The following is a 23,400-nucleotide window of genomic DNA, read 5'->3' as shown; positions in this document are numbered from 1 at the left end:
CGGGGGTGTCTGTTCCGCGATCTCCCAGCTTCGCGCGGGTAGAGTAGAGGCCTGAACATCGCCGGATTTGCATGGATACGGAGAACTCATTGTCAGCTTGGCTAGAACTCGGACCGGACCACTACGTCTTGGAAACCGAGGGGTCCTTACTCAATACCGGACTAGTGGTGGGCTCCGAGCTCGCCATGGTGATCGACACGGGTTGCGGGCCACGCCAAGGGCGCGAGATCCTCTCCGCTGTTCGTGAAAAGACCCAGCTGCCGTTGGTTGTGGTGAACACCCACGCGCACTATGACCACTTCTTCGGTAACGCAGTTTTCGCGGACGACGGCGTCACAGAGTTCTGGGCGCACGCCAACTGTGCGGCAACCATCGAGAAGGACGGCGACCTCCAGCGGCGTTTCGTCGCCACCAACGAGCCGGAGATGGCTGCGGGGGAGGGTGACGCCGTCGAGATCGTTGTCCCCAACGCGATTGTCCGCGACCAGCCCGTACTGGTGGACCTGGGCGGAATCACCGCCACCCTGTTCTACCTCGGCCGGGCGCACACCGATGGCGACCTCCTGGTGGGCACCAACTCGACCCTGTTCGTCGGTGACTTGGTGGAGCAGGGGGCACACCCGTCCTTCGAGGATTCCTACCCCGAGGAATGGGCGGATGTGCTGCGGCACATTTCAGCTCTGCGCCACCGTTATGAGCACTTGGTCCCGGGCCACGGAAAGCCCGCGAGCGACGAGTTCGTGAAGACCATGGCCAACACCATGAGCACGGCCGTCCGGCAGGCAACGCAATCCATCCGGGACATGCCCGCCGACGCCACCAAGGCAATCCCCGTGCTGCCATATGGGCCGGAACAATCACGCTGGTTCATCAAGCGGCTCCAGGAGACCCAGTCTGAGGGACGCGCAGCCGGTGGGTCACTTGCGTCTGCAGATTTCGGGCCGGAGAAAACGGGCTTCTACCCGTCGTAAGCAAAGGTTACTTACAAAAATTTCGCCTAAAACCCCCAAAAACCATGGACTAGCAGGCTGAGCCGGTCCTAGGATGAAGTCGACCATCGGTTTGCGACTACCTGGGGGGTGTCGAGATGAAGGCCATACACGCGTTTCCGCGTGCTGCTCGGATTCTCCGCTCCGTCATGATCGCAGGAGCCGGCGCTGCCGCTTGGGTGGCACTCTCCACCAGCGCAGCCAGTGCCGATACGGTCAACTCCGGCTCGCTCTTGGGTGAACTGACATCCTCAGTGACCTCCACCGTGTCGTCTGCCGGAGGCAGTGTCTCCGCGCAGCTGGACAAAACGCTGTCCGCGACAACAGGTGCGGTAAAGAGCAGCGGAGCAGCCGTCAGCGGCGTTGTGTCGCCGAAGTCGACGCCTCCAACAGTCAGCGTTCCAGTGCCCGACCTTCCTTTGCCGGCGGCCATCAAGCCCGCGGTACCCACCCGGGTCGCTGTGCCTGTTCCCGCGGTGACACCCGTGGTTGAACAGGTGGTTGCCTCTGCAGACAACGTCGTGAGCACCCTGCCGGTGGTCAACGAAGTTGTTTCGCCGGGCACCCTCGGCACAGTGGTGGATTCAACCGTTACGCCCGTGACGGGAACGGTGGATGACGCCGTCGGAGAACTGGTACCGACGGTCAACGAGGTTGTGACGCCCATAGGCCTGGCTCCGGTTACGGACGAAGCTTCGCCCGTTGTGCAGCCGATCGTGGACGTCGTGGACACCGTCCTTCCGCCGGTCGACGGAGTGATTCCGCCCGTTGACGGAGTCATTCCTCCAGTGACGGGACAAGGCCCGGCGCTCCCCGCTCTCCCCGGCACAGGCGGTTCCAAGCTTCCTTTGACCCCGACGGGTCCTGACGGAATCGCCTCGGCACCACCCGCCGTCGTGCTTCCTCCCGCCGCTGAAACGGCAAGTCCGGTAGCCCCGGAGACGGGCAATGCCGGACAAAGCGACACCTCGTTCCTTGCCGGAGGCTCAGCTGTTCCGGGTCTTCAGCGGTTCCCGATGACCTCCTCCTGGAACCAGGCAGCCGCGTCCGGCGGGACGGGCGCATCCGTACCTGCCGCCGTCGGCGGTGGTGTCCCGGGTGACCTTCCGGCCGGCACTGAGAGCACCCCTGCTTCCGGTGCCACAGCCGGCTCGGGAACCTCCTCCAACGGCCCTCCGAACCAGGCTGCAGCGGTCCTCGCGGGTGGCCTCATCATCCCTTCAAACCTTGTCTCCGGCCTCGCATCCGCAGGCGACCAGCAGCATCCCAAGCCGGTGTCTTTTGATCCCGGCTCATCTCCTGACTAGTTCCTCAACCGCGCCGTTGCTGCGAGCACGGCAGACGGGACATCGGACCATCCGGCAATCGGGCGGTCTCTGGGAACAAAGACCTTCAGGAGAAGATCACAATGAATGCAACATTCCGCAGGTGCCTCATTGGCACATGCTTTGCCGGGGGCCTGATCGCCGTCGGTGCTACAGCTGCAAATGCCGCCGATACGAGCGGCCAGGACGGAGTCCTTTCCGGAACACAAGTGGTGGCTCCGGTAACGGCCCCCATCAACGTGGGATCAACCGCTTTGGGCCTTTTGGGAGACTCGTCCGCGACGTCGACCGCTCCGGCTGCCGCCCCGGCACAAGGCGCATCGACGAGCCCCACCACCGACGGTTCGTCGTCAGTGGCCTCGGGGACACAGATTGTCGCTCCGGTTACGGCGCCCATAAACCTGGGCCCGTCATCAGTGGGTCTGCTGGGGGGCTCCACTGCGACGGGCCCAGCTACAACTGCCGCTCCGGCCCCCACAGGGCCGGCAGCGAGCACCAGCGGGTCGGATGGCATTGCCTCCGGCACGCAGATAGTTGCTCCGGTGACGGTCCCCGTGACTGTCGGTTCAACATCGGCGGGTCTGTTGGGGGACTCATCGGCGTCTACAACACCCGCTGCAACAACGGCTGCGCCGGCTCAAGCGCCAGCGCAGGCAACGACGTCGGGGGATGGCAGCATCGCGTCCGGCGCTCAGGTAGTGGCTCCGATATCGGTCCCTGTTAATGTCGGGGCCACTGCCGTGGGTGTAGGGGGCGACTCCTCCGCCACATCCGCCACGCCCGCGGGTTCGGCTCCTGCGGGGTCGGGTGCGACGACGAGTGGTTCTGATGGTGTTGCTTCCGGGACCCAGGTGGTTGCTCCGATCACGGCGCCGGTGACTGTTGGTTCGGTTTCGGCCGGTGTGCTGGGTGACTTGGCCGCTACTACCGGCGGTACGTCGGCGGCTCCGGCGGGTTCGGCTCCTGCGGCGTCGGGTGCGACGACGAGTGGTTCTGATGGTGTTGCTTCCGGGACCCAGGTGGTGGCTCCGATCACGGCGCCGGTGACTGTTGGTTCGGTTTCGGCCGGTGTTCTGGGTGATTCGGTCGTTACTTCGGGCGGTACGTCGGCGGCTCCGGCGGGTTCTGCTCCTGCGGCGTCGGGCACGAAAGGAACAACGTCCGGGGACAACGGGCTTCTCTCGGGAACGCAGGTCATCGTTCCGATCACCGCCCCGGTGACCCTTGGATCGACTTCGGTAGGCATTGGTGGCGAATCCGCTGGAACGGTAACGCCGCCGGTTGTGAACCCTCCGGTAGTTGAGCCGCCTGTTGTGAACCCTCCGGTCGTCGACCCGCCTGTTGTGAACCCTCCGGTCGTCGACCCGCCTGTTGATACTCCGCCGACCACCGGCGGTCCCAGAACCGGCGTTCCCGGCACTGAAGGCCCCTCAACCGGAGGTGGCAGCACCGGTGGAGTCGACACTGTGATCACCACCCCCGGTTCCGACACCGGTATCTCAGGCGCTACAGCCGGTCTCAACGACACTATGGTGGGCACCGTGACCGTAGCCTCCGCCAGCACCGAGGGTGCGATGGGCGCAGGGTCAACTGCCGCCGTCGTGAGTTCCGCCGGACTGGCAGCCACGGGGCTGAACCAGAGCTTCATCCTCTGGGCCGTTGGACTGGCTTTGCTCGGCCTGGTGCTCACTGTGGCGGGCCGTGTGAGGACCGCAGCGCTTCGTCGCTAATCCGCGGCTAGAGGGATAGTTGTTGCGGTCCCGGTCTCCGGGACCGCAACAACCGCGCTGCTAGGTCGTCGTGACTTCATCCGACCTGTAGGAGGTTATTAGAGGGTCACTTGCCCCTTCGATACTGATCTCTACCGTTACCCGGTCCTTGTGACACTCAATGACTTTCGCATCGAAAGTGCGCTTTCCGAACGGGACTTTGACCGAGCTGCCCAAGGTGAAGGCTTGGTTGGCCGCATGGGTCTTGCTCTTCGCGCTACCAGAGCGCCCGCGTGTTACTGACATATCGCGTTTATCCTCCTCACCAAGGTGCATTGCCGGTCAATGTCTCTAAGTATGCTCCAACCACTTTGTCCATGGCGGAAGCCAAACGGGACTGCCCCCTGTTTTGTTGACTCCTTGACCTAGCGAGCTTGTGCTCGTGGAAGGATGTTGACCATGCCCACGGCTTATGGGGCGGAGTTCCGCCAGGATGTTATTGATGTGGCCCGCAAGGGTGAGGCGACGCTGGCGCAGATTGCGAAGGATTTCGGGCTTTCGGTTACGACGCTGAAGCGCTGGATTGCCATCGCCGAACGTAAGGAATCCGGGGCCGGCCCGGCTGCGGCCGAGTCTGTGGAGATGCGGGAGCTGAAAAAGCGGAACCGCCTGTTGGAGCAGGAAAATGAGATTCTTCGCCGGGCAGCTGCCTATCTGGCCAGGGACATCAACCCAAAATGACCTACCCGCTGGTCACGGATCTTGCCGCCGACGGTGTTCCCGTGGCGGTGACCTGCAGGGTGTTGGGATTTAGCAAGCAAGGCTATTACCGGTGGCGGGCCAGCCCGGTGACGGAACGGGACTGGGTCGATGCCCACCTCGTCAACGCCGCCTTGGACATCCACGCGGATGATCCTGCATTCGGTTACCGGTTCATCGCCGATGAGCTTCCGGGTAAGGGCTTCACGGCGGGCGAGAACAAGGTCCAACGCCTGTGCAGGGACCACGGTATCTGGTCGGTGTTCTCTAAGAAGCGGGGCCTGAACCGCAGACCCGGGCCGCCGGTCCACGACGACCTGGTGGAACGGGACTTCACCGCAGCGGCCCCGAACGAGCTGTGGCTGACGGACATCACCGAACACCCCACCGCTGAGGGGAAGCTCTACCTTTGCGCGGTGAAGGACGTCTATTCCGGCAGGATCGTCGGTTACTCGATGGACTCGCGAATGAAGTCATCGCTTGCCGTCGCCGCGCTGGAGAACGCGGTGCGGGCTCGTCGCCCCGAAGGCACTGTGGTGCACTCGGACCGCGGGTCCCAGTTCCGGTCCCGCCGGTTCGTCGAATCACTCCGGCACCACGGGCTCACCGGGTCGATGGGCAGGGTCGGCGCATGCGCGGACAACGCCGCGATGGAGTCGTTCTTCTCGCTGCTGCAGAAGAACGTCCTGGACCGTCAGCGCTGGCTCACCAGGCGCGACCTCAGGTTGGCCATCACAACGTGGATCGAGCGGACATATCACCGCCGGAGACGGCAACGACGGTTGGGCAAACTCACGCCCATCGAATATGAAACAATCAACCGGACCGCGCTCATAGCGGCCTAAGACCCCGAGTCAACAAAAGCTGGGGCAGTCCCAACCGTTGAGGTGCGGTCCTAGGATGAAGGGGATGACAAGCACCCGAGCAGACCAGAACTTCAGCCTTCGCAGCGTCGCCCTCCCGGCCTTCGGGCCGGCCCTGCTGTTCTGTATCGGTGAAGGGGCTGTGCTGCCGGTCATCGCTCTGTCAGCGCGGGACCTGGGTGCTTCCGTTGCTGTCTCGGCATTGATCGTCACGTTGATCGGGCTTGGATCGTGGCTCTTCAACATTCCGGCCTCGATCATCACCATCAAGTTTGGTGAACGCTGGGCGATCGTCGGAGCAGGTGCGGCCGGGGCCTTGGCGCTGGGAGCAGCTGCTTTTGCACCCCAACTTGAGCACGGTATCTGGTTGCTCGCGGCGGCGATGACGTTGGTGGGTATGTGTTCCAGCGTCTTCAACCTTGCCCGGCAGAAATACCTCACCGAGGCCGTGCCCGTCATGTACCGTGCCCGGGCACTTTCGACGCTGGGCGGGGTCACCAGGATCGGTATCTTCATAGGTCCGTTCATCGGCGCTGCCGTGATGCAGTTCGCCGGAATCAGCGGAGCCTACTGGGTGGGCTTTGCCGGGATGATGGCGGCCGCAGCGTTATCGCTGACCATCCCGGACCTCGTGGCTCCCGGAACGTCCGACGGCGGACCGGTACCGCCGGCGTCGACGCTCCGGCAGGTTGCCGCGTCCCATGCCGGGGTGTTCCTGTCCGTGGGCTTCGGCATACTGCTGCTCAGCGCTCTGCGGGCATCACGGCAGGTGGTTATCCCGCTGTGGGCTGACCACTTGGGAATGGATGCGACTCACGCCTCGCTGATCTTCGGGTTGTCCGGCGCGATCGACATGCTGGTGTTCTATCCGGCGGGAAAACTCATGGATCGCAAGGGCCGGCAATGGGTGGCCGTGCCGTCCACCGTGATCATGGGCGCTGCACTGGTCCTGATCCCGTTCACGGGCGCGTTTGTTCCGCTGCTCCTGGTGGCACTCTTGATCGGCTTCGGCAACGGCATCAGCTCCGGGCTGATCATGACCCTGGGAGCCGACTTCTCACCGGACAACGGGCGGAGCCATTTCCTGGGGATCTGGCGCTTCATCGCTGACGCGGGGGCAACCGGTGGGCCCGTGCTGCTCTCAGGGCTGACGGCCGCCGTTTCCCTCGCAGCCGGGGTGTGGGCGACCGGTTTGTTGGGCTTTGCCGCGGCGATCGTTTTTGCCATTGCCATACCCCGGTTGAAGCACCGCAGGAACTACTAGCGAGCGGCCGCAGATCCACCTCTCAGTAGACCTGCAGCCGCCCGGGATTGAGTAGCAAAGGCTAGCGCACTGCCTTGCTGCCCTTGAACTCCATGCTCAGCTTTCCGCCCTTGCCGTTGGCCGTACCGTTGACCGCGGACTGCGTCATGGCGAACGTCAACGTAGCGTGGGCAACGGCGTCCGCCATTTGCTCCAGAACAGCTGTGTTGATGTTGTCGATGTCATCGCAGGCCTGGTGATAACAGGGGTCGTAGGCAACACCGGCCGTGCCACCATAGACGGCAGCTTGCTCGGCAGTCTTTATCTCCTCGGCGCCGGTAAACAGACCACCGGCAGGAATGCCGTTCTCGATGAACCCGAAGTAGTCCGAACGTCCGTCAAACTCTGTAGGTTCGGTAGCCAACCCTTGCGAGGCGAAGTAGTCCAGGAAGGTCTTTTCGATCTGCGCGGAACCGTTGGGACCGGCCGTACCGAGCTGCTTGCCGTCACCGTCGTAAACAAAGCGGACGGGGTTCGGCGAGGCAACCATGTCGAAGTTCAGGTTCAAGGCATGGTTCTTCAGGTCTGCCTTGCTGAGCTGCGCCACGTAGTAGTCGGAACCGATCAGGCCGTCCTCCTCGCCGCTCCACCAAGCAAACCTGACCCTGTTTTCGGGGGTGATTCCCAGCTTCGAGAACTGCAGGGCAGTCTCCAGGATGGTTGCCGAGCCGGAGCCGTTGTCATTGATGCCCGGGCCCTCGGCAACAGAGTCCAGGTGTGCGCCCACCAGCACGGTGCGGTCAGTCCGGCCCGTGGTGTCGGCCAGGACGTTGAAGGTTTTTATCGGCTCAGTGTCGCCGGAAACCATAACCCGTGCGGTGGCTCCCGGTAGCTCTGCCAGTTCCTCACCAACGGCAAAGCTCGTGCCTACCGTCGGGATGGTTACCTCCGGGTTATCCGCGGTCGGAGCACCCAAGGTCCCGTCAACCCTGTCCAGCCGGTCATCGGCGTCGCCCTGATTGAAGATGATGACCGCCGAGGCTCCGGCAGCTTGGGCGTTCACGGCCTTGGTGTTGAAGGGGCAGGTGCCGCGCTGGATGAGGGCGATATTCCCCGCTGTAAAGCCTGCGAAGTCAGCAGCTTCACAACCGCTGGTGGAAGCACGGTCACCAGACAAGTTGATATCTACTGCAGTTACGGTGCCGCTGACATCTCCGAAACCCGAGTAGGACATGGCCGCGAACTCGTCGGCCGTGTACGTGCGGGGTGTAGGTGTCAGGCGTTCGAAGGCTTCGCCGGTGAGGTTGAACTTCACGTAATCAAAGTATTGGCGCTGCGTGGTGTAACCGGCCGCCGTGAGTTGGGACTCGATGTACTCGGCAGAAGCCTCGTGGCCGGAGGAACCTGCGGTGCGGTTGCCGCCGTTGGCTTCCGCGATGGCCTGTAGCTGCTCAAGGTGATCGACGATTGCGCCTGCCGAGACGGCATCGCGTAACGCTTGTGTGTCCGTGGCTGTGGCAGCCAGTGCCGGCGGCGTGAGCGCTACAGAAAGAAGGGCCGACGTTGCCGCTCCGGCAGCGAGGACCCTGAACTTTTTCCTGGTTAGCAGATGGTGCGTTGTGTGCATTTCATGCATCTCCCTGATCGGACCCGGTATCTGGTGGCCGGGCGCGGTAGCGCAGAATCTACTACTCGGAAGTAATACGGTGAAGCCTTGTTATACTCGGTCGGATAGGCAAGGGCGGAACTTATGAACGACGCCCAACCACCCGCCGTCGTGCTTTGGCGCTTCCGCGCCGCCATTTCGAACAGCCAGATGCTGCCCAGCGATACCCGGCTGAGGCACCGCAGGAATTACTGAGCTTTGTTGGAGGTGTCACAGAGTTCGAGCAGGCCAGACAGCCGCAGTTAGACTACCGGGGTGCCAGAAAACCAAGCCCCTGAAACCGCCGAGTCCTTTACCTACGCGGATCTTCGAGGGTTCCTGTCCGCGGATGAAATCCCTGCCGGCCAAATTGAAATCCAGTACCAGGGGCTTCCACTGGAAATCCTGAACATTCCTGCCGAATCAGACACCACGCTCGTTTGCCTCCATGGAGCGGCAGAGAAGGACGTGCGTTTGCCGTGGTTCCTGGGCAAGGGAGTCACGGCAGGACTCCCAGTGAACAAGATCTTTATCTCGGATCCAAGCCTTCGAAAATCGAAGGACTTCAACATCGGTTGGTATGCGGGTTCAAAGCAGCAGCCGGACCTCCAGGAAATTCTCGCGGATGTTATTCGGCGGATCGTGAGGGAAACCGGTGGGTACAACGTAGTGTTCTTCGGCAGCTCGGCCGGCGGATACGCCAGTCTGGCACTGTCCAGGTTCTTCCCCACGTCCCTGGCGCTCGCAATCAATCCCCAGACCTCGATCTCGCGCTTCTATCCTGGTGCGGTAGGGCGTTACATGACAGAAGCGTGGGAAATGCCTGACACGGAGATGACTGCGCTCCCGGCTTCCGTGGCTCACAACCTGATCCCTGCTTATTCGGCGGGCTTCGATCACACGGTTGCCTTGGTACAGAACGCTAAGGACTGGTTCCACATCCAAAACCATCAACTACCCTTCGTGGACGCGGTGGGCGGCTCACCCAATCTGCACATGCTGATGGACCGTTGGGGCCCGGACACGGGGGATGGGCACACGCCTCCGCCCAAGGAACTGGTGCGTGCATGGTTCGAAGAGCTGGCCACTTGCCACGGCGATTGGGCTTCCGGGTTGGCCGCTGCCGGGTTCCAGTCGGAAACAACGCCGCCGGACGTAAAACGACGTGTTATAGATACAGCTCCGCCGAAGTCAGAGAAACCCTAGGCACCGATATCAACAGATAGAACTTGTGTCGCTCACACCCATCAACCGTGATGCCATGGCGGCCTTCCTCTACCGGATGCCGTAGCCCGGGAGCGCCGGCCCAGGGTTCGGCGCCGGAACTGTAGAACACCAAAGACGATGGCAACGATCCCCATGATGCCTAACGCCCATAACCGTAAGCTGCTGTGGCCGATCAGCAATTGACTGGCAGCCGTCACGCTGGCAACAACGCCGAAGGCGAGCAGTAGCCACCAGGGGCGTCTCATGTCTGCGTACTCATCGCTTCCTCGCCGCCATGCCGAACAGCCAAATGCTGCCCAGTGCGGAGAGGTAGCCGGCGAGCACAATAAAGGCTGTACCGACCCAGAAGTAGTCCACGGTGCTGTCCGTACTCAGCCCGGGCATCACTTGCAGCAGTGAGTATGCGGCAACGGCGCCTGCAGCCAGCACGGCAAAAACGGTGAGCATCACCCACAGCCGGGAGGACGCCCAGTGCTCTCCGTAACCACGCCACAGGTTCCATTGGTTCCCGCTGCGGAGGATGAGCCACCCGGCGGGGAGCATGACTGCGCCCACCACGAGGAAGGCCGCAACCACATCGGCGGGACGGTGCCACTGGTTGATGAGCGTCGAGACGCCGGTGGCCACCGCGAACGTGCTGCCAAGGAAACCGGCCAGGGGCCGCCAGCGCGGCGAAACCATGAGGAAGACAGCGGCGGCGGCTGACGCGGCCAAAGTAGTGTGCCCTGAGGGGAGTGAGTTCAGCTCCAGCGTCTGGACGCCACGGTCCGGGCGGTCCGGGATCAGGAACTTCAGCACCTGGGTTGCGACGTTGGCCGCTATGCAGGCCGCGACGGCGATGCCCGCGGCTGTCCAGCGTTGCCGGGCGACCGTCACGAACAAAACCACGACGGCGGCAATGACCAGGGAAGTGACTGGCAGCGCGTCCAGGAATCCCGTGGAAGCCTTGCCCGCCGAACCGCTCAGTTCCTTGGCCTCGACGAGGGCTGACTCGTCGATGAACTGCCCCATGGTGGTGCGGACAAAGAAGTAATACGTGGCAAACAGGCCGACCATGCACGCGACGGTCAGCAGGCAGAACAAGAAGCCCGTGCCCGCGCCTGCTGCACGCTCCTTGAGTGGCCGTTTGCTCGACCTTCCGCCTACCCGGAACTGCTGGGAACTCATTGTTCCTACATTGCCATAATTCGCTGGATGCCTCATGTGAGCCGCACGCACGCCGCGGAGGCGATGGTGAGATTCAGGCAACTTTCCTGTGACGCTTGACACGTGTTAGGTGGCAGGTCTACAGTTCCTAACACGTGTTAGGAAGGGAAATTCAGAATGCCGGGAACCAATGGCGCTTTGCGTCAATTCACACGCAGGACAGCCCTCACAGCCCTCGGTGCCGGGATTGTTGGAGTGACGGCGGCGTCGTGGCCGCGACTCACGGGAACAGACATCCCCGGCCGGGGAGACAACAGCCTCAGCATCGCCATCATGGGCACCGCAGCGGACGCCGCAGCCCGCCAGAAAGTCATTGACGCTTTCGCCAAGGTCCACCCCGAGATCAAAGTCAAAGTCCAGGCCATCCAAGCCGTGGACTGGAAGGACTTCTTTACCAAGATCCTCACCATGGTGGCCGCAGGCACCCCGCCGGACGTTGTGTACGTGGCAACCGAAGGCGCCCAGCTTTTCGCTGAGAAGCTCGCCCACCCCTTGGACGACTACCTTCGTCGCGACGCTGCGGACATGAAGGAATACTTCGAGGATGTCCACCCGAGCTTGGTGGAAGCGTTTATGTACAAGGGCAGCCTGTTCCAGCTCCCCATCGACTGGAACGCAGCCAACATGTACTACAACACTGCGTCCCTGCGCGCGGCCGGGCTGGAACGCCCCGCCGAGGACTGGACCCACACGGACTTCCGCGCCACCCTCGCGGCGATGAAGAAGGCCAAGCCGTCCGACTTCACGCCGTACTACTGGACCAACCGGCTCTTCGGCGGAGTGGTCCCGTGGCTCTACGCCAATGACACCAGCTTCCTCAAGGAAACAAAGTCCGGCGGCGGGGAATGGCTGTGGGACGGTTTCTACGGCAATGATCCCTCCCGCAGCCTGCGTTCCGGCGGCTACCAATGGCTGGAGCCCAACGCAGACGATCCCCGCGTCTTCGAATCCTTCGACTACCTCCGCGGACTGGTCAAGGACGGCCTCGGCGTCCGGCCCGAAGAAGGCGGCGGAAGCTCGCTGATCGGTCTCTTCGCCTCCAACCGCATAGGTACGACGCCGGCGGGCGGCTATTGGGTGCAAGGCCTCCACGAGGCGGGGATGACCGAGGACGGATTCGACGTCCAGTTCTTCCCCAAATGGCGGACCCAGCGGCACCAGTTCGGCACGGCCGGCTACGCGATCATGAAGACCGCCAAGGACAAGGACGCCGCCTGGGAGTGGGTGAAGTTCAGCGCCAGCCTCGAAGCCATGCAGATCATTTTCCCGACGCCCAACACCACCCCGGCCCGCCGGTCCATGGCCAACCAGCAGCTCTACGCCGGCACCGGACCCCGCCACTGGAACGTCTTCTACGACACCCTGGACAAGTTCCCCACAACTGGCCCCATTCCGGCGCCTCCCCAGCAGGCCGCCGTCGAGACCGCCCTCATGAAGAACGTATCCCTGGCTGTCAGCGGGGACGAGCGGCAACTCAAACAAGCACTCGAATCCATGCAACGCGATCTTGAACTGGCCTTGAGGAGGCAGCCATGAGCACTGTCACCCGTACCACAACGGGCAATGCCCGGGCCTCGGCCCCCGGAAGCGGTCCAGCTTCCAAACGGAGCCGGGTCCAGCAACGGTGGCTCCCGTGGGCCTTCCTTGCCCCGACCATCGTTGGCATGGGCCTGTTCACCCTCCTGCCGATCGTGGCCTCCATAGCGCTCGCGTTCTTCCGCTGGGACATCATCTCGGCCCCGACGTTCGTGGGTTTCGATAACTTCGCCGAGGTCGTCCAAGACCCCACGGTCCGGGTGTCCTTCCTCAACACCATCGTGTTCGTGGTGGTGGCCGTGGCCCTCCAGCTGGGGTTGGCTCTGGGCCTGGCGATCATGGTCCAGGAAAAGCTCCCGGCCTGGCTGCGGGTCTTCTTCCGCTCGGCGTTCTTCTTCCCGCTGATCCTGTCCGCGGCGTCGGTTTCCATCTTCATGCGCTACTTGTTCAACGAGCAGTTCGGCGTCGTGAACTGGCTGCTTTCGCTCATCGGCATCCCCGCGGTTCCGTGGCTGACGACGCCAGGCGGGTCTGCCGCCGTCGTGATTCTTGTCTACGTGTGGCAGAACTTCGGGTTCTCTTTCCTCCTGTTCATCGGCGGCCTCGCCTCGATCCCGGTGGAAACCTACGAGGCCGCGTCCCTGGACGGTGCCACCGGTTGGCGCAAGCACTGGTACGTCACCTTGCCGCTCCTGAGCCCCACCACGCTGGTGGCCTCCGTGATGGCGATCATCAACGCGCTCCAAGTCTTCGACCAGCCCTACGTGCTCACCCGGGGCGGTCCCGGCGACTCCACGCGGACAGCCGTGATGGTGATCTTCGAGTCCGCATTCCAGCGGCTTGAGTTCGGCCAGGCCTCGGCGATCGGCGTGATCCTCACCCTGATCATCATGGCCATCACGGCCCTGCAGTTCCGGCTCAGCAAACGATTCGTCTTCTACCAGTAAGGCCAGCCATGACCACCATTTCTGAACGTGTTGAAAGCACGGCCCGGCCTGTCCTGCGGAAGAAGCGCGACTGGTCCGTGGCCTGGCGGATCGTCGCCCTCCTGATCGCGTCCGTTTTTGTCCTGGGCCCCGTCCTCTGGACGCTGTCCACCTCGCTGCGGCCGCCGTCGGAATCCTTCAAACTGCCGCCCGCCTTCCTGCCGCTCAACCCCGACTTCACCTCCTACAGCCAGGTTTTCAAGCAGCTGAACATCCTGGGGCTGGTGCTGAACAGTGCGCTGGTGACCGGACTGATCGCCATCGGGCAGATGATCACGGCGGCGCTGGCAGGATACGCCTTCGCGCACCTTCGCTTCCGGGGACGCGGAGCGCTGTTCTCGATTGTGCTGGCCACCATGATGGTGCCGGCGCAGGTAACGATCGTTCCCGTGTTCATGCTGATCCGCGGCGTAGGCCTCTCGGACACTCTGCTCGCACTGATCCTTCCGGCCATCCCGACGGCGTTCGGTACGTTCCTGATGCGGCAATACTTCATGGGACTCCCGGCCGACCTCGCTGAAGCGGCAGCGATCGACGGCGCCTCGCCCTGGCGGACGTTCCGTTCCGTGTACGCGCCGCTGGCGATGCCCGGCCTGGCAATCGTGGGCATCCTGGCCTTCAACTTCCACTGGAACGAGTTCTTCCGGCCGCTCATCATGACCATCTCCGAGCAAAACTTCACGCTCCCGCTCGGCCTGGTCTCGCTCCAAGGCAACCTCGGCACAGGAAGCATCTCCGTGGTGCTGGCCGGTGTTGTCCTCTCCATGATTCCCGCGTTGGTGGTGTTCATGTTCGGGCAGCGTGCGCTGCAGGACGGGCTCACCGCAGGTACGGGCAAATAACCTCCACCTTGTGAAAGGCATTCCAATGACGGACCTTGCTCTTGTTTCCTCCCTCGCCCGTGCGGCTACGCACCCCGACCCGGCGTTCCCGCGCTTCCACCCTCGTCCGGCACAAGGCTGGATCAACGATCCCAACGGCGTCAGCTACATCGACGGCAAGTACCACGTCTTCTTCCAGTACAACCCGGACTCCGCCCGCCACCGGCTGATCCAGTGGGGACACGTCAGCTCCGCGGACCTGGTGCAGTGGGAAGAACACCCCGTTGCGTTGGTCCCCCAGGCCGGCGGGCCGGACTCGGCAGGATGCTGGACCGGCGTAGTCACGCTGGATGACGGGGTTCCCACGGCTGCGTACTCGGGCGTGCAGGATCACGGCGGCCACTCGCAGGTAGTGATCGCCCGCGGCTCTTCCGACCTTGTTTCCTGGAACCAGGACGGCCACGTTGCTGCCTCCATGCCGACGGACCCCATGGTGACGGCCGTGCGGGATCCGTTCATCTTCCGCTTCAACGGCGCCCGCTACGCCATCCAAGGCGCAGGCCTGGCGGACGGGCGGGCGGCATTGCTGCTCTACTCCGTGGAAGACATGGAGAACTGGGAGTACAAAGGCATCTGGTTGACCTCCTCCGACCCCGTGGCCGCGATGCACGCACCGGCAGAGATCTGGGAGTGCCCGCAACTGGTGGAGGTGCCCGTTGCCGGCGGCGGTCCAACGTGGGTCATGATGTTCTCCCTCTGGCTCTCCGGCGACGACCACGAGCACGCCAACGGCGTGGGGCACCTGATCGGCTCCCTTTCCCAGGATCCGGAAACCGGGCTGCCCGTGTTTACTGCCGCTACGGGTGGCAAGTCCGATCTGGGACGCGACTTCTACGCGCCGCAGATCGTGCAGCTCGCATACAGCTCCGCGGCTGCGTCTTCGGCCGCTGCCTCTGCCCTGATGTGGGGCTGGGCCAACGAAGGTCCCGGACGCGACGGCCGCCGGGGCCGCACCCAGGAGGAAATCGACGACGCCGGATGGTCGGGCGTGCTGACGCACCCGCGCCTTCTGTCTGTGGCTGATGGAGCACTGGTTGTTGCTCCCGTGCCGGAGGTTTCGGCTTACCGGGGTGCTGCCGTGGCTTCTGACGCTTCAGGCTCAGTGGATGTTCCGGCGTTTGCGGAGGTATTGGTGCGCGGCGCAGGGGAGGTTTCCTTGCGGCTCGGGTCCGGTGCGGATGAGCAGCTTGTGTACTCCGGAGCGGTTGCCGCAGGGGAGGAGTTGCGGATCTTCATCGACGCCTCGCTGGTGGAGGTGTACCGCTCCGGATCGGTGGCAACCACACTCCGGGCGTACCCGTTGGCCGGGGAATCATGGACACTGGAGCTTCCCTCCGGTGCCACCGCCGATGTGTGGGAACTGGCCCTGCCTAGCTAGGCCATGTCAGTTGAGGGGCCCGCGGCGGTTTCCGTTGCGGGCCTCGCTGTGTCCGGCCTTGCGGGCCTCGCTGTGGGTCCGCCTAGCGCGTTGCCGGTCCGGTGGACTCGCGCAAGACCAAGCGGCAGGGGACCATCGTCTCAACGGTGGGCTCCGCCGTCGTGGTTTTACCGTCCTCGATCGCGTCCAGCAACCTGGTCATCGCCTCGCGGCCAATCTCGCGCAGGGGGAGGGCCATGGTGGTGAGGGCGGGGACCATGGTGTTGGCGATGCGGTGTTCGTCGTCGTAACCGATCACGGAGAGGTCGCCCGGGATGCTGAGGCCGAGCCGCGCGGCGGCGAGGACCACCCCGACGGCGAGCCTGTCGTTCGCGCACATGATGGCGGTGGGCCGCTCAGCCGGGACTACGCCGTCGAGCAGTCGCATCGCTCCCTTGTAACCGTCGTCAATATCCCACCCGGCGTGCGCTATCCGCGCTTCGGTCACGGGGAGCTGCGCGGAGGCGAAGGCCTCGCGGTAGCCCTCGATGCGGAGGGGCGAGGCGGGGGAATCCTCGGAGCCGGCAAGGAAAGCGATGTCGCGGTGGCCGAACTGAATCAGATGTTCCGTGGCCTCGCGGCCGCCGGTGACTTCATCCGGGATGACGTGATGGAGACGGGGGCGCGGATGGGCGTCGTAGCAATTGGCAAGGACGGACGGCACGCGCTCCATGCCCGGCGGAACCTCAAGCGGTTTCAGGCCTACGGTCACGTACATCAAGCCGTCAACCTGCCGGTCGAGGAGCGTTTCGATCGCTCCCGCATCCCGGGCCGTATCGCGCTCGGTGTCCATGACCACCGTGACAAAACCGCGGCTGCGGGCGACGTCGTCCGCGCCGCCGATGATGTTGCCGTCGAAGGGGCTGACCACCACTTCATCGGACAGGATCCCGATCACCCGCGAACGCTGGTTCCGCAGGCTCAGGGCGATCGCGTTGGGGGAGTAGTTCAGCTCTTGCGCCGCCAAACGGATGCGTTCCTGGCTTTCCTTTGCGACGTTTCCATCGCCCCTGCCGTTGAGCACAAGGGAAACCGCGCTCCTGGACACCCCCGCCCTTTTGGCGACGTCCAGTGCGGTTGCCTTGCGGTTCATCGGGGTCCTTCCGTTCATGCCTCGATTAGCAGTCTACCTAACGCGTGTGAGGCTGTGGACGCCGCCCGTTCCGTGTTTATGCGTTGACCGAATAGCCGATCTGCGAGTAGAGCTGCGTCATGAAGTTGGAGAACCAGATAGCGGCCACGATGAAGGAGACCACTATCGTTCCGATGAGGACCCAGACGGGCGCCAAACCGCGGCCAGGAGCCACCTTGCGGACAATGACGGACCGGCCAATGACGTAGACGGTTCCGCTCAGGAAGCACCACGCCCAGTGGAAAGGCCGGACTACCCCGGAGCGGGAAAGGCGCTGGTAGTCCAGATAGGCCAGGAAGACACTCACGCCCCACACCAGGAAGCTTGAGATTTGCATCAGGAAGAAGCCCGGGGTGTACATGGACGTGGGGTCAAAAGTGGTCCCTTGCCGGGTGTTTAAATACCGGAACTCGGGCTGCCACGTCAGCAGCAGGAAGATTGCCACAAGCGGCAACAGGACAATAGCCCAAATGAAGGGGTTGTAAACCGGGGTCTCGTTGCTGACCAGCGGCCGCTGGACAGGCATATACTGCGCTGATCCCGGAGCCACATTCTGGGTCCACTGCACCCCGTCCCACCAGCGCATCTGCTGGGGCTGTGAAGGATCCGGGTACCAACCCGGAGGAGTTGCTGAGCTGTTGAAACCCTGAGTCATGAGTCCCCCTTTTTAAGTGTCGGATCGAGGATATCGCGGTTGCGTCCTCTCGCTTCACAAGCAGTTCTCCACATTGGCGGCAAGTCGGTGTATGCATTGATCATGACCTTCTTCGAGCCCGCTTCCGAGCCGCCGGAACGGTTTCATCAGTCCGCTCCGCAACGCCCGGGCTGGGCGGGACCGCCGTCGGACGAACTCCCCGGTGTGGTGCACGTCGGCGGGTTCATCTACGGCGACGACCGCATGGTGGTGGCCCTGAAATCCGCGGACGTCTACTCAACAGGTTGCGTTCTGGAATTCGTGTGGACGGCCCGCCGCGGCGGCAAGACAGGGAGCGAGTGGCGGGACACCATGGACCAGGCGTTCATCCCGCCGGGATCGCCGGTAGCCGCCGCATCCGGGCTGATGGTGGGAGTCGGATACGGGGACGGACGCAAGGCCCTCGCTTCAAGGCCGGGTCCCGCGCTGGCGGAGGGGGACGAGGTAGAAGGTCCGGTCTTGTCGGTGCTGGGCGGCGGGGGAGCCGGCGGCAACGACGAGCAGGTCCACGGCACTGCCAGATACTGGCTCTGGCCGCTTCCCCTCGAGGCCGGCACAAAAGTAGTGGTGAAGTGGGATGGGCTCCGGATGCCCGAAAGCTCATTCAACCTTCCGCACGAGCGCTTGGCTGCGGCGGTGGGCGACGTCCGGAAATTCTGGGTGGAGTAGTTCTCCACATAGCCTGGTTTGGCCGCCTCAACGCCAAAAACCCGCCGGTACAGTGGCACTATGCTCCCTTCGCTTGAAGAATTACAGGAATCTGCCCGCGTTGTTTCGCTGCCCATGCGGGTCAAGTTCCGCGGCATTATGCAGCGGGAGACGCTCCTTCTGAAGGGACCTCTTGGGTGGGGCGAATTCTGTCCCTTTCCCGAATACGGGGACGACGAATCCTCCCGGTGGCTCGCTGCCGCCCTGGAAGCCGGTTGGCAAGGATTTCCGCCGGCCCTGCGGGACACCATTCCGGTGAACGCCACCGTCCCGGCCGTTTCCGCTGATCGGGTACCGGGCGTGCTGGCCCGGTTCGGACGCGTGGACGCGGTGAAGGTCAAAGTGGCAGAACGCGGGCAGGACGTGGCGGAGGACATCGCCAGGGTCACCGCAGTTCGTGAAGCGTTGCCCGATGCTTCCATCAGGGTGGACGCGAACGGCGGTTGGGATGTTGACCAGGCCGTTGGCGCGTTGGGCAGGCTCTCGGCTGTAGGGCTCGAATACGCCGAACAACCTGTCCCCACCATTAAAGGCTTGGCAGAGGTGCGGCGCCGTCTTGCAGCAACGGGAATCCCCGTGCCCATCGCTGCCGACGAAAGCGTCCGCAAGGAAGAGGACCCCCTCCGTGTAGCAAAGGCCGGCGCTGCCGACCTGATAGTGGTCAAAGTGGCGCCGCTTGGGGGAGTCGCTCGCGCCCTGGACATCGTCGCCCAGGCCGGACTGCCCGCCGTCGTCAGCTCCGCCCTTGATACCTCGGTGGGAATCCGCGCCGGGCTCGCGCTCGCAGCCGCGCTGCCATCGCTGCCCTACGCCTGCGGCCTCGGCACGGTTTCCTTGTTCGCCTCGGATATCACGTTGAACCCCCTAGTAGCCGACGACGGCGCCATACGCCTTCGCGAGGCCGTCGCCGATCCCGGGCTGCTGGAGCAGTACGCAGCTACCGGGGAACGCCGGGACTGGTGGTTGGACCGCTTGGGCCGGGTCCATGCGGTCCTGGAGTCGGCCCCCGGAAATCTGTTCACCAAGCCTTAACCGGAATGTCCTTCCAGCGTTGGGTTCCGCTGAAAGGCTCAGCGGGAACCTCGTACAAGTCTGGAAGGTCCCCATGTCTGAAACAACCCGTCGCACGTTCCCGCTGTTGCCCATGCTCGGCCACACGAAGGGAAAGCGGAGCGCAGTCACGTGTGCCCTCAAGTGCGACAACGCTTGTGCAGGCGATGTCTGCAACACCAGCTCCAACGGTTACTTCCGCGACATCGCCTCAACCGCCATGTCCCGCCGCGCCGCCCTTGGCCTGGGCGCCGCCGGGGCGCTCGCCGTCGTACTTGGCGGAACGGGTACCGACGCCGCCGTGGCTGACTCCGGCAGCGGGCTTTCCGACGCTGCAAAGAAGGGATTCGGCAAGTCCAAACTCACGTTTGCTCCCATCAAGCCCGTGGACGCCTCGGTGGACGCGTTTATCGTGCCGGAAGGTTTCGAGTGGAGGCCGATCATCCGCTGGGGCGATCCGTTGTTCGCCGATTCACCGGCCTTCGATCTCAACAACCAGACCGCCGCCGCCCAGGCCCGCCAGTTCGGCTACAACAACGATTACACGGATATCCTCCCGATCCCGGGCTCCAAGGACCGCCGGGCAGTCCTGTTCACCAACCACGAGTACACCAATGAGAACCTCATGCTGCCCGTCGGCTTTGACGCGGCAGAAGCGCGGGCTATCGGCCGTGCCGCCCACGGCCTGGCTGTTGTGGAACTCGAGCGGAAGAACAAGAACAAGCCGTGGAACTACGTCAAGGGCGCACCCCTCAACCGTCGTTTCCTGACGGACACTATCTATGAACTTACTGGTCCCGCGGCTGGCACCAACCTGGTCTCCACCATCGATGACCCCGCAGGCCGGTGGATCAAGGGAACCCTGGGCAACTGCTCCGGAGGCACCACCCCGTGGGGCACTATCTTGTCCGGTGAAGAAAACTTCAACGGGTACTTCGCAGCGCCGGGATCCTCGGCAGAGGACAAGCGCTACGGCCTGGCCGCGAAGCCCACCACGCGTCAGTGGGAACTCGACGAACCCCGTTTCGATACCCGGAACCCCGGCTACGCCAACGAGTCCAACCGCTTCGGCTGGATAGTGGAAGTTGATCCTTTCGACCCCTCGTCCACCCCCAAGAAGCACTCCGCCATGGGCCGTTTCAAACACGAAGGCGCCAACGTGATCGTCGCCCCCGACGGCCGCGTGGTGGCTTACATGGGCGACGACGAGCGCTTCGACTACCTCTACAAGTTCGTGTCCAAGGGTTTCTATAAGCCCGGCGACTCAGCCGATGCGCGCAAGAACAACATGAACCTGTTGTCCGAAGGTGACCTGTACGTTGCCCGGTTCACCGGTGATTCCCCGGCCTCGGAGATCGACGGCACCGGCAAACTTCCCGCAGATGGTGCCTTTGACGGTACCGGTGAATGGCTTCCGTTGGTCGTGAACGGGCAGTCAGCTGTGCCGGGCATGTCCGTGGCCGAGGTACTCGTGTACACCCGTCTCGCGGCGGACAAGGTAGGCCCCACCAAGATGGACCGTTGCGAAGACGTGGAACCGAACCCGCTGACCGGCAAGGTCTACGTTGCCTGCACCAACAACTCGGACCGCGGAAAGACCGGCAAGGAAGGCGCCACGGAGGTCAATCCGCGCACACTGAACCGCGACGGTCACATCGTCGAGATCACCGAGGCTCCGGGCCAGACCGGCACGGCATTCAATTGGACCCTCCTGTTGGTTGCCGGCGATCCCGCAGCGAACGGGTCCACGTACTTCTCGGGCTTCCCGGCAGACAAGGTCTCGCCGATCTCCTGCCCGGACAACGTGGCCTTCGACTCCGTGGGCAACCTGTGGATTTCCACTGACGGTGCCCCATCGTCGATCGGCTACAACGACGGCCTGTTCAAGGTCACCCTCGACGGACCGGAGCGTGGAAAGGTGGAGCAGTTCCTCTCCGTCCCGCGCGACGCCGAGACCTGTGGCCCGATCATCCACGACGACGAGCGGACCGTGTTCGTAGCCGTCCAGCACCCGGGCGAAGACGGCACATTCGCGGCCCCCAACTCGCTGTTCCCGGACTACGTCGGTGCCGGATCCACCCCGGCGCCCGGTGCGGCCCGCGCCCCGCGACCCTCGATCGTCCAAGTGTCCCGCAAGTAGCCCCGGGTGATAGAGCGTTCCGGATTTGGCGTTGTTATGTGACAGAGCGTCCATCAATTCCGTTGCTCTATCACTTCCCGTCGGGTTTTGCCGGTTGCTCTTCCACATCTCGCCGGGTTTAACGGTTTCCTCTCGCACCGCGCCAGGAGACCCGCGCCCATAGACTGGAACGGTGACTTCGCAGATCTCCCTGACCTCCCTTGGCGCCGCCCGGATCGCTGTAACGGCACTGCTCGACGGCGGTGTGCGGCACGTGGTGGTGGCGCCAGGTTCACGCTCGGCACCGATGGCCTACGCCCTCGCCGAAGCCGAAGCCGCAGGGAGGGTCCACCTGCACGTCAGGATCGACGAGCGCGATGCCGGGTTCACGGGATTGGGCCTCGCCTTATCGACCGAAGCCCCCGCCGCCGTACTGACGACGTCTGGGACCGCCGTCGGAAACCTCCTTCCCGCCGTGATGGAAGCGAACCATGCGGCCGTGCCGCTGATTGTCATATCGGCAGACCGGCCGGCGGAATTGCACGGAACCGGGGCCAACCAGACCACCACCCAACTGGACCTCTTCGGCGATCACGTACGGTTCGCCGTCGACGTCGCTGCGGGTGACAACCCGCAGCGCGCGGTGGCCACGGCCCTGTACGCGGCCACGGGCGCATTGGAAGACACCCCGCCCGGTCCGGTCCAGGTGAACCTCGCCTTCCGTGACCCCCTGGTGCCGGAGGCCGGCGACGCCCTCCCGACCGCGGCGGGTCACGGACTGTTCCATTACGACGCCGGTCCGCAGGCGCTTGATCTTCCCGAAGCATCCGCCGGGCTTCCGGAGCGGCGCACGGTGGTGCTTGCAGGGCACGACGCCGGTCCCGTCGCCGAAGCTTTCGCGCGGGCCCACGGGTTGCCGTTACTGGCGGAGCCATCCTCGAATGCGCGGTTCGGGCCGAACTCCGTGGGCCCGTACCGGCTGCTGCTTGAGCACTTCGGTCCGGAATCGCCGGCGCCCATTGAGCGCGTCGTGCTGTTCGGCCGGCCCACGCTGTCCCGGCCCGTGGGCGCACTCTTGGCGCGCGAAGGCGTGGAATCGGTGATTTACCAGCCTGTTCCCGTCGCCTGGTACCAGGAAGGACGCCGAAGGGAAGCGCCGGTGGAAACGCTGCCCGGCTTGGGCGAATTCGCAGGCAGGGGCTCCTCGGAATGGCTTGATTCCTGGCTGCTGGCCGGTGCCGCAGCCCAGCACGCCCTTGACGGTGTGCTGGCCGAAGAAGCGGCCGCCACAGGGCCGTCGATCGGCGCAACTGTGTGGAAGCACGCCCGCGGAAAACTGGTGCTCGGCTCCTCCAACGGCATCCGCGACGTGGACCTTGCCGGTCAACCGCACCCCGACCCCATCGCAACGGTCTACGCCAACCGCGGACTCGCCGGCATCGATGGAACCTTGGCAACAGCCACCGGAATTGCCCTCGGCAGCGGACGCGAAACCACCGTCCTCCTGGGAGACGTCACCTTCCTCCACGACGTCGGCGGCCTGCATCTGGGCAAGGGCGAACCGACTCCGGACCTTCGCATCGTGGTCCTCAATGACGCCGGCGGGGCCATCTTCGGGCTGCTCGAACACGGGGCAGTCGAGGACTCAGGCGCCTACGGCACCGCCGTCGAACGCCTTTTCGGCACCCCGCACGCAGTGGACCTTTCGGCGCTCGCGGCGGCTTACGGCGTCGGGCATCAAGCGGTGAGTACGACGGCGGAACTTGCCGAAGCGCTGAAGGCGCCGCTCAAGGGACGCAGCATTGTGGAAGTCCGCGCAGACCGGGTGGGACTGCGCGGACTTCATGCCCGGATCAAGGACGCTGTCTCGGCTGCGGTTGGTAAGGTGCTCGCTGCCTGAGGAGCGCCCGA

18 protein-coding genes are annotated in these 23,400 nt (G+C 63.9%); 14 read left to right on the top strand and 4 right to left on the bottom strand.

Going from position 1 to position 23,400, the window contains the following annotated elements:
• The first annotated feature begins 71 nt into the window (after window positions 1-71).
• The 5 genes from AUR_RS05515 (at window position 72) to AUR_RS05495 (ending at window position 6,909) form a co-directional block, all read left to right on the top strand.
• On the top strand, window positions 72-971 hold the full coding sequence (locus tag AUR_RS05515; RefSeq protein ID WP_062097692.1) for an MBL fold metallo-hydrolase: 900 nt from the start codon (window positions 72-74) through the stop codon (window positions 969-971).
• 167 nt (window positions 972-1,138) lie between these two features.
• Entirely contained in the window at window positions 1,139-2,296 is a 1,158-nt protein-coding gene (locus tag AUR_RS05510; protein ID WP_062159931.1) for a hypothetical protein, read from the top strand.
• 101 nt (window positions 2,297-2,397) lie between these two features.
• The gene (locus AUR_RS05505; RefSeq protein WP_128397072.1) at window positions 2,398-4,044 is read left to right on the top strand and encodes a cell wall anchor protein; all 1,647 of its coding nucleotides are present in this window, start codon (window positions 2,398-2,400) and stop codon (window positions 4,042-4,044) included.
• Between the two features lie 438 nt (window positions 4,045-4,482).
• Window positions 4,483-5,627, top strand: a protein-coding gene (locus tag AUR_RS05500) for an IS3 family transposase (RefSeq protein WP_128397071.1) whose coding sequence is annotated in 2 segments (ribosomal slippage) — window positions 4,483-4,759 and window positions 4,759-5,627 — 1,146 coding nt in all. Because the reading frame shifts where the segments join, the coding sequence is not laid out codon by codon here.
• A gap of 64 nt (window positions 5,628-5,691) precedes the next feature.
• Window positions 5,692-6,909, top strand: a complete 1,218-nt coding sequence (locus tag AUR_RS05495) for an MFS transporter (RefSeq protein ID WP_062097679.1) — start codon at window positions 5,692-5,694, stop codon at window positions 6,907-6,909.
• 61 nt (window positions 6,910-6,970) lie between these two features.
• On the opposite strand, the gene AUR_RS05490 is transcribed toward AUR_RS05495, so the two are convergent.
• Window positions 6,971-8,515 carry a M28 family peptidase gene (locus tag AUR_RS05490; protein WP_062097677.1) on the bottom strand — a complete coding sequence of 515 codons (1,545 nt, stop codon included), beginning with the start codon at window positions 8,513-8,515 and terminating at the stop codon, window positions 6,971-6,973.
• Window positions 8,516-8,809: 294 nt separating this feature from the next.
• Here AUR_RS05490 and AUR_RS05485 point away from each other — a divergent pair, with 294 nt between their 5' ends.
• Window positions 8,810-9,739 (top strand): hypothetical protein, encoded by a 930-nt coding sequence (locus AUR_RS05485; RefSeq protein WP_021472262.1) that lies wholly within the window; start codon window positions 8,810-8,812, stop codon window positions 9,737-9,739.
• A gap of 276 nt (window positions 9,740-10,015) precedes the next feature.
• Here AUR_RS05485 and AUR_RS05480 read toward each other — a convergent pair whose 3' ends face one another.
• Window positions 10,016-10,927: a phosphatase PAP2 family protein gene (locus AUR_RS05480; protein WP_206616222.1), complete on the bottom strand. Its 912-nt coding sequence runs from the start codon at window positions 10,925-10,927 to the stop codon at window positions 10,016-10,018.
• A gap of 156 nt (window positions 10,928-11,083) precedes the next feature.
• On the opposite strand from AUR_RS05480, the gene AUR_RS05475 reads away from it, so the two are divergent.
• Genes AUR_RS05475 through AUR_RS05460 form a run of 4 tightly spaced genes read left to right on the top strand, consistent with a single transcriptional unit; the run spans window position 11,084 to window position 15,747 of the window.
• On the top strand, window positions 11,084-12,502 hold the full coding sequence (locus AUR_RS05475) for an ABC transporter substrate-binding protein (RefSeq protein ID WP_062097673.1): 1,419 nt from the start codon (window positions 11,084-11,086) through the stop codon (window positions 12,500-12,502).
• Window positions 12,499-13,449 carry a carbohydrate ABC transporter permease gene (locus AUR_RS05470; protein WP_062097671.1) on the top strand — a complete coding sequence of 317 codons (951 nt, stop codon included), beginning with the start codon at window positions 12,499-12,501 and terminating at the stop codon, window positions 13,447-13,449. Before AUR_RS05475 ends, AUR_RS05470 begins: the two co-directional genes overlap by 4 nt.
• 8 nt (window positions 13,450-13,457) lie before the next feature.
• Complete coding sequence (locus AUR_RS05465; protein ID WP_062097669.1) at window positions 13,458-14,330, top strand: carbohydrate ABC transporter permease; 873 nt, start codon at window positions 13,458-13,460, stop codon at window positions 14,328-14,330.
• 25 nt (window positions 14,331-14,355) lie between these two features.
• Window positions 14,356-15,747: a glycoside hydrolase family 32 protein gene (locus AUR_RS05460; RefSeq protein ID WP_062097667.1), complete on the top strand. Its 1,392-nt coding sequence runs from the start codon at window positions 14,356-14,358 to the stop codon at window positions 15,745-15,747.
• Window positions 15,748-15,829: 82 nt separating this feature from the next.
• On the opposite strand, the gene AUR_RS05455 is transcribed toward AUR_RS05460, so the two are convergent.
• A complete protein-coding gene (locus AUR_RS05455; RefSeq protein WP_062097665.1) occupies window positions 15,830-16,879 on the bottom strand; it encodes a LacI family DNA-binding transcriptional regulator in 1,050 nt (349 codons plus the stop codon).
• Between the two features lie 76 nt (window positions 16,880-16,955).
• Window positions 16,956-17,573: a DUF2510 domain-containing protein gene (locus AUR_RS05450; protein ID WP_062097663.1), complete on the bottom strand. Its 618-nt coding sequence runs from the start codon at window positions 17,571-17,573 to the stop codon at window positions 16,956-16,958.
• Between the two features lie 102 nt (window positions 17,574-17,675).
• Between AUR_RS05450 and AUR_RS05445 the strand changes: the two genes are divergently transcribed.
• The 4 genes from AUR_RS05445 to menD all read left to right on the top strand — a co-directional run bounded on the left by AUR_RS05445 (window position 17,676) and on the right by menD (window position 23,389).
• Window positions 17,676-18,281, top strand: a complete 606-nt coding sequence (locus tag AUR_RS05445) for a hypothetical protein (protein WP_128397069.1) — start codon at window positions 17,676-17,678, stop codon at window positions 18,279-18,281.
• Between the two features lie 60 nt (window positions 18,282-18,341).
• A complete protein-coding gene (locus tag AUR_RS05440) occupies window positions 18,342-19,352 on the top strand; it encodes an o-succinylbenzoate synthase (RefSeq protein WP_062097659.1) in 1,011 nt (336 codons plus the stop codon).
• A 73-nt stretch (window positions 19,353-19,425) separates the two neighbouring features.
• Window positions 19,426-21,510 (top strand): PhoX family protein, encoded by a 2,085-nt coding sequence (locus tag AUR_RS05435; RefSeq protein WP_062097657.1) that lies wholly within the window; start codon window positions 19,426-19,428, stop codon window positions 21,508-21,510.
• A gap of 172 nt (window positions 21,511-21,682) precedes the next feature.
• On the top strand, window positions 21,683-23,389 hold the full coding sequence (gene menD / locus AUR_RS05430) for a 2-succinyl-5-enolpyruvyl-6-hydroxy-3-cyclohexene-1-carboxylic-acid synthase (RefSeq protein WP_128397068.1): 1,707 nt from the start codon (window positions 21,683-21,685) through the stop codon (window positions 23,387-23,389).
• Window positions 23,390-23,400 lie beyond the last annotated feature (11 nt).

It is taken from the genome of Paenarthrobacter ureafaciens, assembly GCF_004028095.1.
GTDB lineage: Bacteria > Actinomycetota > Actinomycetes > Actinomycetales > Micrococcaceae > Arthrobacter > Arthrobacter ureafaciens.
This window is presented reverse-complemented; position numbering and strand designations above follow the sequence as displayed.

Coding starts and splice junctions, on each gene's coding strand:
- AUR_RS05515 (WP_062097692.1), top strand. CDS start 72: ATGGATACGGAGAACTCATTGTCAGCTTGGCTAGAACTCGGACCGGAC.
- AUR_RS05510 (WP_062159931.1), top strand. CDS start 1,139: ATGATCGCAGGAGCCGGCGCTGCCGCTTGGGTGGCACTCTCCACCAGC.
- AUR_RS05505 (WP_128397072.1), top strand. CDS start 2,398: ATGAATGCAACATTCCGCAGGTGCCTCATTGGCACATGCTTTGCCGGG.
- AUR_RS05495 (WP_062097679.1), top strand. CDS start 5,692: ATGACAAGCACCCGAGCAGACCAGAACTTCAGCCTTCGCAGCGTCGCC.
- AUR_RS05490 (WP_062097677.1), bottom strand. CDS start 8,515: ATGCACACAACGCACCATCTGCTAACCAGGAAAAAGTTCAGGGTCCTC.
- AUR_RS05480 (WP_206616222.1), bottom strand. CDS start 10,927: ATGAGTTCCCAGCAGTTCCGGGTAGGCGGAAGGTCGAGCAAACGGCCA.
- AUR_RS05475 (WP_062097673.1), top strand. CDS start 11,084: ATGCCGGGAACCAATGGCGCTTTGCGTCAATTCACACGCAGGACAGCC.
- AUR_RS05470 (WP_062097671.1), top strand. CDS start 12,499: ATGAGCACTGTCACCCGTACCACAACGGGCAATGCCCGGGCCTCGGCC.
- AUR_RS05465 (WP_062097669.1), top strand. CDS start 13,458: ATGACCACCATTTCTGAACGTGTTGAAAGCACGGCCCGGCCTGTCCTG.
- AUR_RS05460 (WP_062097667.1), top strand. CDS start 14,356: ATGACGGACCTTGCTCTTGTTTCCTCCCTCGCCCGTGCGGCTACGCAC.
- AUR_RS05455 (WP_062097665.1), bottom strand. CDS start 16,879: ATGAACCGCAAGGCAACCGCACTGGACGTCGCCAAAAGGGCGGGGGTG.
- AUR_RS05450 (WP_062097663.1), bottom strand. CDS start 17,573: ATGACTCAGGGTTTCAACAGCTCAGCAACTCCTCCGGGTTGGTACCCG.
- AUR_RS05445 (WP_128397069.1), top strand. CDS start 17,676: ATGACCTTCTTCGAGCCCGCTTCCGAGCCGCCGGAACGGTTTCATCAG.
- AUR_RS05440 (WP_062097659.1), top strand. CDS start 18,342: ATGCTCCCTTCGCTTGAAGAATTACAGGAATCTGCCCGCGTTGTTTCG.
- AUR_RS05435 (WP_062097657.1), top strand. CDS start 19,426: ATGTCTGAAACAACCCGTCGCACGTTCCCGCTGTTGCCCATGCTCGGC.